The following is a 12,963-nucleotide window of genomic DNA, read 5'->3' on the forward strand; positions in this document are numbered from 1 at the left end:
AGGCACCAGACCCGGTCACGGCCGACAGATCAACGCAAGGACACGCCGGCGATGAGGCCGGCTGTCAATCCCAACACGGGTCAAGCCGCGACCTGGCCTGATGGGTTGATCGTCTCACAGTCCCAACACACGCCCGTGCGACCCATCGAAGAACGCATTCCCAAGCTGGTCACTAGCGCTCGAAACTCAGTCGATGTGTAAACGCTTCCGCGGTCGGAGTGCCAGATCGCGTCTGGCTCGATCAGGGTCGTCGCCGCGGCGTTGCAGAGGGCCTCGGCGACGGGTTCGGTGCGCATTTGATCGGCGATGGACCAGCCGACGACCTTCTTCGAATAGCAGTCGATGACGGTGGCCAAGTAGATGAATCCCTGCCAGGTATGAATGTAGGTGATGTCGCCGACGAACTTCACGCCAGGACGGCTCGCGGTGAAGTCACGTTTGACGAGGTCGGGCATGCTCGCAGCTGCGTCGGCATCGGCCTCGGTTGTGACGCGGAATGGCCGTGGTTGGCAGGCCACGAGGCCGATCTGCCGCATGATCTGCCGTACCAGCTCGGGCGAGCACTCGGTCTGTTCCGCGGCGAGGTCGGCGTGGACTCGGCGGTAGCCGTAGGTGCCGTCGGACTCCTCGAAGAAGTGCTGAATCCGCGCGATCAGGGCCTTTCTGCGGGCAGCGGTCGCTGACTGCGGCCGGAACGCCCAGTGGTAAAAACCGGACGTGGACACCGCCAACCACAAACACATTTTCACCACCGAATTCCGGTTGGTGGGGTCAGATTTTTGGGAGTCGATGTATTCGTACTTGCTCACTACCGCTGCTCCCGCGCGAAGTAAGCGCTGGCTTTTTTCAAGAAGGCGGTCTCCGCCCGCAGCTCGTGAACTTCCCGCTCGAGTGCCTTCAGACGAGCTCGTTCCGGCACCGTCAAGTTTGCTTCCGTGCTGCCATGAGTCTCGCGGTATTTGCCCAGCCAGTTCCGGAGCTTCTCGGGGCCGACGCCGTACGCGGTGGCGAGGTCCTTGATCGGTTTGGACGTGTCGATCACCTCGCGGCTGGCTATGTCAACCCAAATGGGACCCACTGGGGCAATCTAAGCCGGACCCACATGAGGCTGTGAAGGAGGCGTCTACGACCTAACCCTGAAAAATCGCATCGGCCTCAGTTGGCTCGAGATCTGAGAGCGGGGTCACGACTACATCCTCGACTCTGGAGAGCCGCAGGACCCTGATGAGCACTTGAAGTGTGGCTTTCGTTACTGACCCAATGCGGTGATGCGGAGGCGTCGTGAACATTTGTCGTAGACAGCGTGCCGAAGTCCGTGCGTGGTTCCGGGGCACCAACTCGGTGATGAGTTTTCGAACGGTTCAAGGGGCTGTCGGCGACAGGGAGATTTCATGAATCTGTTCTCGCTTAGTAACCGGCGCCCACGGCTGAAGCGTGCGTTCCTTGCGGTGCTTGCCGCGGGTGGCCTGGTTCTAGGAACAGCGCTCCCTGCCCAGGCCACTTACTACTCAGGTGGGTTCGGCACGGGTCTCCTAAACATCAACAACTACAGCTACAACACGACATATCAGCCTGCCATGAACCTGGCCGTGGCGAACTGGAACGCGACGCCGACGCCTGCCGATATCCAGAAGATCGGCGGTGGGAATGTCGTCGCAGCAGGGGCCAATTCCGCTAGCTGGTACGGGTATTATACGCGTTATTCCACAAGCTTCAGGATTGATCTGAACGCTACGAAGATCTCGAGTTCTTGCTCAAATGCTTCGAACTGCATTACTGCGGTCTTGGTGCATGAGTTCGGGCACGCTTTCTACAATGCTGACCAGCCGCCGGTTTGCAGCTCCTGCTCAATCATGCGTGAGGACCGCGATCGGAATTCGACGATTATGCGGTCTCCGCGGACCTACGACATCAACGAGACGAACAACTACCTCTGAGGCAGGTCATTATGCAAAGGATCGCTCCGGTTTTGATGATCATGTGTGCCGCAGTGGGGCTGACGGCTTGCAGCAGTACCGATACTCCAGAAGTTGTGGAGTATGCGGGTGATTACCCGTCTTACTCGAGCGTGGAGGATCTGTGCAATGAGGCGGAGATCGTGGCTCTCGTGTCGCCGCTCGGCAGCGACGTCCGGGAGGTCGATGTCGCGGGACCCGCTGGGGACACGGAGGCGGATAACCCCAGTTTGGGCGTTGATGACTCAGCTGAGGGAGGTAAACCGACGCCCGTGCTTATCGTTCAAACGATCACTACCGTCCGCGTGGATGCAGTGTTCAAGGGGGACATCAAACCTGGATCAGAGCTTGAGGTCGGGCAGCCCGGAGGCGTCCTGGAAGATGTGATCTATGAGGCGGACTCTTTCGATTTTGGCCGCAGTAGCCAAAGTGTTGTCTTCCTCGACGTGTGGCCGAATGACGTACCAGCCAGCCCGCTAAATCCGACCCAAGCGGCTTATAGCGTCTCGGACGGCGGTGCTCTCGTTTCGGATGGATCGATTACTGGGTTGAAGGAATTGGTCGCGACCTCTACCAATTCCAACATCTGTAAATAGTCTCGTTACTGATGTACCCGCCAACTTCTTCTCAGATCAGAGGCTGTTGCTCCGCTGCTGGCGGGTGTGGGCGAGTCGGTAGGAGTCGGTCCCGGTTTCGATGATGGTGCCGTTGAACGTGAGGCGGTCCACGATCGCAGCACACAGTCTGGGGTCGGTGAAGGTCTTCGTCCAGCCGGAGAAGGACTCGTTCGAGGCGATCGCGATGGAGTTGTTCTCCTCCCTCTCAGTCAAAACCTGGAAGAGCAGCTCGGCGCCGCGGCGGTCCAATTCCATATATCCGAGCTCGTCGATCATGAGGAGGTCGACGCGGCCGTAGCGGGCGATGGTGCGAGCGAGGTTCTTTTTTGAACCTACTCACCGCCGCGATCACCCTCTGGAACAACCCCCCGCCAACCCAACGCCGGAAAACTCCGTCCCCTGCGCCGACCCCGAAACCCTCAGCATGTTATTTATTCCGTTTCGTGAGCTGCCCCCTTCTACCGGCCGTCAGCGGGGAATTCTGCGGCCGCCTATGGGCAGCTTCTCATGTCCGCCGACACTCGACGACCACGCCTGTCCCAGGCGCCGCGGCCGCAATCAGCTGGGCACTGCTGACAGGTTGAACAACAATACCGACCTCCCTATAGGGAGATCGGTATTGGACATGCCGCGCGCTCAGCGAGCGAACAGGCCCCGGTAGTACTCGTAGACCCAGCCGGTGAGGGCAATAAGGCCGAGTCCCAGTCCGATGAAGCAGATCCAGATGCCCACGGCCAGACCGAGGAAGAGCAGCGCTGCTGATGCGGCCAGAAAGATCGGCCACCAGCTCCACGGGCTGAAGAACCCCATCTCGGGATCGCCATCGTCAATGTTGCCATCGAGGCGATCTTCTGGGAGCTCACCGCCCTGTGCGGCGTGCACCCTACCGAGGTAGAAGGCAACGAATGCCATGAGCACGGTGGTCAGACCGAGCATGAACGTACCCGCCCATTCGACCCTGCCATGGCTCGTATCCAGCAGGCTCCACACGACGTACACGACCGTGATAAATGCAAAGAATACGGTCAGAACCCAGAGCAGCCTTGCATTGGTCTTCATTTACTTAACCTGATTCGAGTCGATGTCGTAAACCGCCGCGTCGGGAGCATCCTTACCCGGGCCGATACCGACAGGCAAGCCGGCTTCGGGGTGGTTGAGGTCGAAGGCCGGACGCTCCGAGCGGATTCGCGGAATGGACGTGAAGTTGTGGCGTGGCGGCGGGCAGGAGGTTGCCCACTCGAGCGAGGAGCCATAACCCCACGGGTCATTGACCGTGACCTGTGGTGCCTTGCGCGCGGTGACGTAGACGTTGAGGAAGAACGGGATCATCGACACGGCGAGAACCATGGCACCGATGGTGGACACCTGGTTCATCCAGGTGAAGCCATCGTCGGGCGAGTATGTCGCGTAGCGACGAGGCATACCCATTACGCCGAGCCAGTGCTGGATCAAGAAGGTCGTGTGGAAGCCGATGAACAGCAACCAGAAGTGCCACTTACCGAGGCTCTCATTGAGCATCTTGCCGGTCCACTTGGGCCACCAGAAGTAGAACCCGCTGAACATCGCGAAGACGACGGTACCGAACACCACATAGTGGAAGTGCGCTACGACGAAATAGGTGTCCGACACGTGAAAGTCGAGCGGCGGTGACGCCAGGATGACACCGGTGAGTCCACCGAACGTGAACGTGACGAGGAAGCCGATGGCCCAGATCATGGGTGTCTCGAAGGTGATGGACCCACGCCACATGGTGCCGATCCAGTTGAAGATCTTGACCCCGGTCGGCACTGCGATGAGCATGGTCATGAGGGAGAAGAACGGCAGGAGCACCGATCCGGTGACGTACATGTGGTGCGCCCAGACCGAGACCGACAGCGCCGCGATGGAAATGGTCGCGTAAATGAGTGTCTTATACCCGAACATCGGCTTGCGGCTGAACACGGGGAACACCTCGGAGACGATGCCGAAGAACGGCAGCGCGATGATGTACACCTCGGGGTGACCGAAGAACCAGAACAGGTGTTGCCAGAGGATGGCACCACCGTTGGCGGGGTCGTAGATGTGCGAGCCGAAGATGCGGTCGGACGCGGCAGCAAGCATGGCAGCCGCGAGAACCGGGAAAACCATGAGTGCGAGCAGGGACGTGATGAGCGAGTTCCAAGTGAAGACCGGCATCCGCCACATCGTCATGCCCGGAGCGCGCATGGTGATGATGGTCGTGATGAAGTTCACGGATCCCAGAATGGTACCGAATCCGGAAAGTCCGAGGCCGACCATCCAAAGATTTCCACCGACTCCGGGTGAGAACGTCGTGCTGGCCAGCGGCTGGTAAGCGAACCAACCGAAGGATGCCGCGCCCTGCGGGGTAAGGAATCCGGCGACGGCGATCAGGCTGCCGAAGTTGAAGAACCAGTAGGCGAGGGCGTTGAGCCGCGGGAACGCGACGTCGGGAGCACCGATTTGAAGCGGAACCAGGAAGTTCGCAAAGCCGAAGAACAGCGGCGTAGCGAACATCAGGAGCATGATCGTGCCGTGCATTGTAAAGAGCTGGTTGTACTGCTCCTTGGTCTGCACTACGTCGAGCCCCGGAGCGAACAGCTGGGCACGAATGATCAACGCCATGACTCCGCCGAGGCAGAAGTAGATGAACGAGGTGATCAGGTACATGTACCCGATGACCTTGTGGTCGGTGGAGGTGATCCACCGGACGAGTACGTTGCCCTTGCGTTCGGCCGAGTCAGAAACCGGTGCGGCCGGGCGTGACTCAACGGGTGAGATGGTCGTGGTCATGGCTTAGTTGCCCTCCGGTGCCGTCGGGGCACTCGTGCCCGGCTGATTCTGATTGCGGTCAAACTGGTTGTCGAGCTGCCCGACGTTACCCGCGGTGCGCAGGGACTGGATGTACGTCTCATAGTCAGCCTGAGAGACGACCTCGACATTGAACAGCATGAGGGAGTGGTATTCCCCGCACAGCTCGGCACACTTGCCCGCGTATGTTCCGATGCGCTGAGGAGTGACCGACATGTAGTTGGTCTTGCCCGGGATGACATCTTTTTTATAGAGGAAGTCGATGACCCAGAAAGAGTGGATGACGTCGCGAGATTCCAGCGCGATCTCAATCGTCTTGTCGACGGGGAGCACGAGAACAGGAAGTTTGGATTCGATTCGTGAGCCGGGGGCGCCATTGGGGTCATCCTGAGCCTGGATGCCAGGTGAGAAAACGTCTTCGTTGACATAGTTGAAGTCCCAGGCCCACTGCTTGGCCTGTACCTCAATAGTCACGTCAGGGGTGGCGTATCGACTTTCAATCTCGATCTGGTCGCGCACGGTGAAGGCGAAGAAGCCGACGACGAGGATGAGTGGCACGACCGTGTAGAAGATCTCGATCGGCATGTTGTACCGCAGCTGGACTGGAAGTCCGGTCTGGCCCTTGCGGCGCCGATACACGACGATCGTCCAGATGATGAGGCCCCAAGTGATGAGGCCGACGATGAGGAGCACGATCCAGGAGGTGGTCCACAGTCCGGCGATGCGATCGGTCTGGTTGGTCACCGCCGTTTCGCCCTCGTTTTCAAAACCGGGCAGGAAACCGTGGAGCTGGGCTTGCGTGCATCCGGCCAGTACAACGGCTAACGTTGCTGCGAGCGGAACAGCAGCCCAACGAAGGCGGTGATTATTGCGCACCGGGGACCTTTCGGGAGATTCGAGGACACTTCTCAGGAAGCGTTTTGATCGATTTCTAGCTTACTCCGCGACAGCGCACGCGAAGTGCACTCCGGGTCGGGTCGAACATAATTTGTTTGCGGCCAGCCCTGTTGACGGGGGTTGACGGGGTTGATTGGCTCAAATTAGGCACGATCGGGTAGAAAAAAAGCAGGGGCACCATCGAAGAGATGATGTCCCTGCCATTCAGCAGTACACAGAACGGGACTGGTTAGTGGAACGAATCTCCACAGGCGCAGCTCCCGCCAGCGTTCGGGTTGTCAATGGTGAAGCCCTGCTTCTCGATCGTGTCCTCGAAGTTGATCGAGGCACCGTCGAGATAGGGAACACTCATCTTGTCGACGACGACCTCGACGCCGTCAAAATCGACGAGGGCATCGCCATCCAGCACCCGTTCGTCGAAGTAGAGCTGGTAGATGAGGCCAGAGCAGCCGCCCGGCTGCACAGCCACGCGCAGACGGAGGTCCTCGCGGCCTTCCTGGGTCAACAGGCTGCGGACCTTGAGCGCTGCGGCCTCGGTGAGGCCGACGCCATGGGCAGCTGCCGGGGCGTGTGCGGTGTCAGCAGCGCTGACGGTTTCGGTCATGGTGTCGGTCATGCTTCTCCTCGGTTCACGCAGTCACGCTCAATTGCGATGTCATAGATTGCGAACTCATAAAATTCTAACAGCGACAACCAGAAAGTCGATGGGGGCATTCCCCACGATCGCATATTTCCTTGGCTGTGGACTGTTGATGTGGCTGTTTCAGTGGTCGGCGCGCTCGTTCAGACTGCCCAGTAGGAAGGCCTCGCTCAGGACAGCGCGTTTGAAGACTCCGAGGTGCAGGGACTCATTCGGGCTGTGCGCCCGGGAATCCGGGTCTTCCACTCCGGTGACAAGGATTTGAGCGGACGGGAATGTGCGTACCAGGTCGGCGATGAAGGGGATGGACCCACCGACACCGATATCGACCGGCGGCACGCCCCAGGCGGCCGTCATGGCGGCGCGAGCCTCGGTCACGGCCCAGCCGCTGGTGTCAACGAGGAAGGGTTCCCCGGTATCCACATCGTCGATGTCGAGGACCGCTCCAAACGGTGCGTTCTCGCGCAGATGTGCTTCGATCGCGGCGGCGGCTTCGACAGCGGACTGTCCGGGGGCGATGCGGGTGCTGATCCGTACTGTCACCGTCGGGGTGAGCGTGTTGGAGGCGTTGTCGACGGTAGGCGCGTCGATGCCCGTCACGGTCAGGGCGGGCTGCGACCAGATGCGGCTCAGAATGGAGCCGTGGCCGATCGGGGTGACGCCGGGCAGCAGCCCGGTCTCCGCTCGCAATTGCTCCTCGGAATAGTCGGGGGTGGGCATGTCGATGCTGGTGAGACCGGCTACGGCGACGGAGCCGTCGTCGTGATACAGCGTGGACAACAGCTTGACGGTGGCGAGCATGGCGTCGGGGATCGCTCCGCCGAACATGCCCGAATGGGAGGCATGCGCGAGTGTGCGCACTGTCAGTCGCAGGGTGACATTGCCGCGGAGGGCCGTCGTGATGGCCGGCGTGTTGATGTCCCAGTTGTTCGAATCGGCCACGACGATCACGTCGCCGCGCAGGGCCTCCCGGTTCTCTTCGAGGAAGGTCTCGAAGGAGCGGCTGCCGAATTCCTCCTCGCCCTCGATAAACAGGGCCAGTCCCAGGTCAAAGTCGGGGCCGACCGCTACGACGAGGGCGCGGATGGAGGCGATGTGCGCCATGACCCCGGCCTTGTCGTCGGCAGCACCGCGGCCGTAGAGCCGATCGCCGCGCACGGTCGGCGTGAACGGGTCGGATTCCCAGTCCTCGTCCTTGCCGGGGGGTTGTACGTCGTGGTGGGCATACAGCAAGACGGTGGGGCGGCCGTTGCGGGCCGGACGCGAAGCCAGGATCGCAGGCTGGCCCAATTCGGTGCCGCCGGGAATGCCGGCATGCACGATCTCGACCGACTCGAACACGTCGAGGCCCTGCACCAGTGCGGCGACGGCGGCGGCGCTGGCCGCGACCTGCGCACGATCGAACGCTGCCCAGGACACCGAGGGGATGCGCACCAGCGCGCAGAGGTCAGCGATCGTGGTGGGGAGGCCTGATTCGACAGCGCTGCGGAGGGCAGCCCGTGTCTGTGAATTGGCAGTCGAATCGGCGGCCGAGTCGGGCTTCCGGCCATCGGCACGGGAATTTGTCTGTGGGGTACCAGTCATACGGGTAATCTTAAGGCACCCGATTGCAAGGATTTGATGTGGCCAAGCCTCCCGTAAGCCCCGACGCCCAGCCGTCGATCGAAAATTCCGACGAGACCGCAGCGCGCCTCGGAATCACGCCCAACGCGGGCAAGGGTCAGGCGACCCCCACCCGTAAGAAGCAGGAAGCGGCCAACAAACGCCCGTTGGTTCCCGATGACCGCAAGCTGGCCGCGAAGCAGGCGCGCGCCAAGTCGACCGCCGCGCGCGACGTAGCCAGGGCCGGCATGGCTGCGGGTATCGACAAGTACCTGCCCCTCCGTGAACGTGGGCTCCAGAAGCGCTACGCGCGCGACTATGTCGACGCACGCTTCAACGTCGGCGAGCTGATGATTCCGATCATGTTCCTCGTCATCCTGCTCACCACCATTCCCAGCGTCGACGTGTACGCCATCTTCGCGCTTTGGGCCTTCTTCATCCTCGCCATCATCGACTGCGTCGTGCTCGGCTTCATCCTCACCAAGAAGATCAACGCCAAGTTCGGCGCCGATAACGCCGAACGCATCCGCTGGTATGCGGCCATGCGCGCGCTGCAGCTACGGCCGATGCGTCTGCCCAAGCCGCAGGTGAAACGCCGCCAGTACCCGGTCTAGTCGCCGCGGTGACGTTTCGCTCTTCCGGCGCTGATTCAGCGCCGGAAGGGGACAACTATCTCTCGAAGCTGCCCGCGCGGATTAGAGGCACACGCACTTCCTCATCGGTGAGGGAGCCGTGCTGCCCGATCATGCCGCGGGCGTTTTGGTTCACCGGTCGGGAGTCGTAGTACGCGATTGACTTGCGAGCGGCCACGAGCACATCGCCGATGCGGGGCAGAACCTCCTCAGCCACCCGGCCGTACAGACCGGCTGCAACGGCTTCGGCGCGGGTATAGACCCAGGCGCGGTCTCCCTGCGACGCCCGCCAGGCATAGGCCAGCGTGTCAGCGGTCACCGCGGACTGCAGCGGCTCGAGATAGAGCTGCACGCACCGCGGGTCCCCCGCGACATGGCGCACGCCGGTGACGAGGGCGGGTTCGGTGTCGAACAGTACGTGTCGATTGCTCGGTACGTCGATCACACCGTGATCGGCGGTGAGAAGCAGGCCCTCGTCGGAGCGCAGCGTCGCCGCGAAGCGGGTCACTTCGGAATCAAGGTTCTCAAGCTGGGCCAGCCACCGGTCGGACTCCCAACCGTGCGCGTGCGCAGCGACGTCGAGTTCGGCCACATACAGGTAAATCAGCGCGGTCGGGTTCTCGTTCAGGATGCTGCGCGCGGCCGCGAATCGATCGGCCACCTTATCGGCGGGAACATACCGGGCGCCGCGCAGCACCGCCTGCGTGAAGCCGGAGCCCACGAATCGCTTGGGGCCGATGGCGAAGCTCGGCACCCGCTCGTCGGCAGCACGGTCGAACACGGTGCGGGCGCGCTGCCAGGTCGCCGGCTGCATATTGTCGTCCCAGCCGGTGAGCTGGTTCACCACGCGATCGTGGGCCCCATCGACCACCTGGTAACCGACCAGGCCGTGCTGGCCCGGCTCCACCCCGGTGGTGAGCGTCGCGATTCCCGCCGCCGTCGTTGCGGGGAAAACACCGTCAATGATGCTGGATTTATTGAGACGGGAAGACAAGAATCGGGCGTGTCCGGCTCGAGCGCGGATCGAGCTGACGCCGAGCCCATCGGCCAGGATCACCACCGCCCTGCGCACTGCGGGAAGGCCTAGTGGATTCGGCCGGCCGCATATGGCATCGAGGGAACTGGTGAGAACATCGGCCAGGCGCAGGGCACTGAATTGGCGGGCCGGTAGCATGGTGGGCATCGGGTCTTATTCTTTCACAGGCGAAAACCCGAACCTTCCGGTGCTCCCAGGAGCGCTCCCTCCGTAGTGCAGCGACGGCCAGTTCGATCGGTGGCCGCGGCACGCTCGAAGCAGAATTCACCAATGAGCCGCTCAGACAGCACCCCCCCAGCCGCCAGCACAGCCAGCACCGAGCGCATCGAAGATGTCGATGTATCGGTGGAGATGCAGGGGTCCTTCCTCGAGTACGCCTATTCGGTGATCTACTCCCGGGCCCTGCCCGACGCCAGGGACGGCTTGAAACCCGTGCAGCGCCGCATCCTGTACCAGATGAGCGAAATGGGGCTGCGCCCCGACAAGGGCCACGTCAAGAGCGCCCGCGTCGTCGGTGAGGTGATGGGTAAACTGCACCCGCACGGCGACACCGCCATCTATGACGCCCTCGTGCGCATGGCCCAGTCATTTTCGCTTCGGGTGCCGCTTATCGACGGGCACGGAAACTTCGGTTCTCTCGACGACGGACCGGCTGCGCCACGCTACACGGAAGCCCGACTGGCGGCTGCGGCACTGGCAATGACCGAGAATCTCGACGAAGACGTCGTCGATTTCGTGCCCAACTACGACAATCAGCTCACCCAGCCCGACGTGTTGCCGGCCGCCTACCCCAACCTGCTCGTCAACGGCACCAGCGGCATCGCCGTCGGCATGGCGACCAATATGGCCCCGCACAACCTGATCGAGGTCGTCGGGGCCGCCCGGCACCTGCTAGCCCACCCCAATGCGGCGCTCGACGACATCATGGAGTTCGTGCCCGGCCCCGACCTGCCCACCGGCGGCACCATCGTCGGCCTGGCCGGTATCAAAGATGCCTACAGCACCGGCCGCGGCAGCTTCAAGACCCGCGCCCGAGTCTCGGTTGAGGCGATCAGCGCCCGCAAGACCGGACTCGTCGTGACTGAACTCCCCTATCTGGTCGGACCGGAAAAAGTGATCGAGAAGATCAAGGACGGCGTCAACTCCAAGAAACTCAATGGCATCTCAGACGTCACCGATCTCACCGACCGCACCAAGGGGCTGCGCCTGGTGATTGGCATCAAGACCGGGTTTAGCCCCGACGCCGTGCTCGAGCAGCTCTACCGCTACACCCCCCTTGAAGATTCCTTCAACATCAACGCGGTCGCCCTGGTCAATGGTGCCCCGCAGACCCTTGGCCTGCTCGAACTGCTGCACGTGTACGTCAACCATCGCATCGAGGTCGTCACCCGTCGTTCTGCCTACCGACTCGCCCGGCGCAGGGAGCGCTTGCACCTCGTGCTCGGTCTGCTCGTGGCAATCCTTGACATCGACGAGGTCATCCAGGTCATTCGCGCAAGCGACGACACCGAACAAGCCAGGGCCAAACTCATCGATGTGTTCGACCTCAGCCAGATCCAGGCCGAGTACATTCTCGAACTGCGGTTGCGGCGCCTGACCAAGTTCTCTCGTATTGAACTCGAAGCCGAACGCGACCAGCTGCTCGCCGAAATCGCGAAGCTCGAGAAACTGCTCGCGTCCAAGGCCGCCATCCGTTCCCTGGTCTCCGAGGAGTTGGGCGCGGTGGCCGAGAAGTTCGGCACCCCGCGCCGCACGGTGCTGACCGAGGCCAAGCCGAGCATCGCGGGACTGTCGGCGGCCGCCGCCAAACGCCAGGCCGCAGTCCTCGAAGTGCAGGACATCCCCACCCGGGTCTTCCTGAGCGTGACCGGGCGCATTGCCCGTGTCGATCTGGTCGCGGTCGACGACGCCATGCCTCCTCGGATCCAACCGCCGCAGCGCCGCAGCAAGCACGATGCCGTGCTGTCGACGCTCGACACGACGAGCCGCACCGAGGTGGGCGCGGTGACCAGCCGGGGCCGGCTCATCCGCTTCTCCCCCGTCGACCTTCCGGTGATGCCGCCGACGTCCATTCAGTTGGCGGCCGGCGTGCGGATCAGCGAGTACCTCGTGCTGCCCGATAAAAAGGAACATGTGCTGGCCATCGTCTCGCTCGACTCTGATCGGGCAATCGCGCTTGGCACGCGGCAAGGCGTCGTCAAGCGGGTCACTCCCGGCGACTGGGCCAACAAACCCGACTTCGAGATCATCGCGCTCAAGCTGAAGGACGACGTGGTCGGTGCCGTGCAGGGCGCCGAGGACGACGACCTCGTCTTCATCTCATCGGATGCGCAGCTGCTGCGGTTCGCCGCGTCGGGTGTGCGCCCCCAAGGCCGAGCTGCCGGAGGCATGGCCGGAATCAAACTGACGCCGGGCGAAACCGTCGTGTTCTTCACCAGCCTTTCGACTGAGGACGTCACCACCGCCGTCGTGGCCACAGTGGCATCGAGCAGTCAGACGTTGCCAGGCACCGACCCCGGCAGCGCAAAGCAGAGCGATTTCTCGGAATATCCGGCCAAGGGACGCGCCACCGGCGGCGTGCGTGCCCAACGCTTCCTGAAGGGCGAAGACACCCTCGCGGTGGCTTGGGTCGGCCGCTCCCCCGCCCGCGCCGTCGCACCGGACGGTATCCCGCGTACCCTGCCGGAGTCCGGATCCCGCCGCGACGCGTCCGGGGTCATGCTCGACGCCATCATTGGCGCCATCGGGGCCGAAATCTAGCCTTCCGTGGTCGCAA

General features: G+C 62.3%; 10 protein-coding genes and 2 pseudogenes. 4 read left to right on the forward strand and 8 right to left on the reverse strand.

What is annotated here, in order from left to right; genetic code table 11:
* Nucleotides 1-119: 119 nt before the first annotated feature.
* Nucleotides 120-1,087, reverse strand: a pseudogene (locus E3T50_RS03115) (IS3 family transposase); the annotation flags it as partial.
* A gap of 304 nt (nucleotides 1,088-1,391) precedes the next feature.
* On the opposite strand from E3T50_RS03115, the gene E3T50_RS03120 reads away from it, so the two are divergent.
* Both E3T50_RS03120 and E3T50_RS03125 read left to right on the forward strand, forming a co-directional pair.
* Nucleotides 1,392-1,937, forward strand: a complete 546-nt coding sequence (locus E3T50_RS03120; RefSeq protein WP_134550545.1) for a hypothetical protein — start codon at nucleotides 1,392-1,394, stop codon at nucleotides 1,935-1,937.
* A gap of 11 nt (nucleotides 1,938-1,948) precedes the next feature.
* A complete protein-coding gene (locus tag E3T50_RS03125; RefSeq protein WP_134550546.1) occupies nucleotides 1,949-2,551 on the forward strand; it encodes a hypothetical protein in 603 nt (200 codons plus the stop codon).
* 36 nt (nucleotides 2,552-2,587) lie between these two features.
* Here the strand turns inward: E3T50_RS03125 and E3T50_RS03130 are convergent.
* The 6 genes and pseudogenes from E3T50_RS03130 to E3T50_RS03155 all read right to left on the reverse strand — a co-directional run.
* Nucleotides 2,588-2,899 (reverse strand): annotated as a pseudogene (locus tag E3T50_RS03130) (ATP-binding protein); the annotation flags it as partial.
* 309 nt (nucleotides 2,900-3,208) lie between these two features.
* Nucleotides 3,209-3,631 (reverse strand): cytochrome c oxidase subunit 4, encoded by a 423-nt coding sequence (locus E3T50_RS03135; protein WP_134550548.1) that lies wholly within the window; start codon nucleotides 3,629-3,631, stop codon nucleotides 3,209-3,211.
* Nucleotides 3,632-5,362: an aa3-type cytochrome oxidase subunit I gene (ctaD, locus tag E3T50_RS03140; protein ID WP_134550549.1), complete on the reverse strand. Its 1,731-nt coding sequence runs from the start codon at nucleotides 5,360-5,362 to the stop codon at nucleotides 3,632-3,634.
* Nucleotides 5,363-5,365: 3 nt separating this feature from the next.
* On the reverse strand, nucleotides 5,366-6,256 hold the full coding sequence (gene ctaC, locus E3T50_RS03145; protein WP_134458325.1) for an aa3-type cytochrome oxidase subunit II: 891 nt from the start codon (nucleotides 6,254-6,256) through the stop codon (nucleotides 5,366-5,368).
* Between the two features lie 250 nt (nucleotides 6,257-6,506).
* Nucleotides 6,507-6,893 (reverse strand): HesB/IscA family protein, encoded by a 387-nt coding sequence (locus E3T50_RS03150; protein ID WP_134550550.1) that lies wholly within the window; start codon nucleotides 6,891-6,893, stop codon nucleotides 6,507-6,509.
* 147 nt (nucleotides 6,894-7,040) lie between these two features.
* Complete coding sequence (locus E3T50_RS03155) at nucleotides 7,041-8,501, reverse strand: dipeptidase (RefSeq protein WP_134550551.1); 1,461 nt, start codon at nucleotides 8,499-8,501, stop codon at nucleotides 7,041-7,043.
* A gap of 38 nt (nucleotides 8,502-8,539) precedes the next feature.
* On the opposite strand from E3T50_RS03155, the gene E3T50_RS03160 reads away from it, so the two are divergent.
* Nucleotides 8,540-9,133, forward strand: a complete 594-nt coding sequence (locus E3T50_RS03160; protein ID WP_134550552.1) for a DUF3043 domain-containing protein — start codon at nucleotides 8,540-8,542, stop codon at nucleotides 9,131-9,133.
* Between the two features lie 55 nt (nucleotides 9,134-9,188).
* Here E3T50_RS03160 and E3T50_RS03165 read toward each other — a convergent pair whose 3' ends face one another.
* On the reverse strand, nucleotides 9,189-10,334 hold the full coding sequence (locus E3T50_RS03165; protein ID WP_174844720.1) for an alkaline phosphatase family protein: 1,146 nt from the start codon (nucleotides 10,332-10,334) through the stop codon (nucleotides 9,189-9,191).
* Nucleotides 10,335-10,457: 123 nt separating this feature from the next.
* Between E3T50_RS03165 and E3T50_RS03170 the strand changes: the two genes are divergently transcribed.
* Nucleotides 10,458-12,947 (forward strand): DNA gyrase/topoisomerase IV subunit A, encoded by a 2,490-nt coding sequence (locus E3T50_RS03170; protein WP_134550553.1) that lies wholly within the window; start codon nucleotides 10,458-10,460, stop codon nucleotides 12,945-12,947.
* Nucleotides 12,948-12,963 lie beyond the last annotated feature (16 nt).

The sequence above is a fragment of the Cryobacterium gelidum genome, assembly GCF_004403985.1.
Taxonomy (GTDB): domain Bacteria; phylum Actinomycetota; class Actinomycetes; order Actinomycetales; family Microbacteriaceae; genus Cryobacterium; species Cryobacterium gelidum.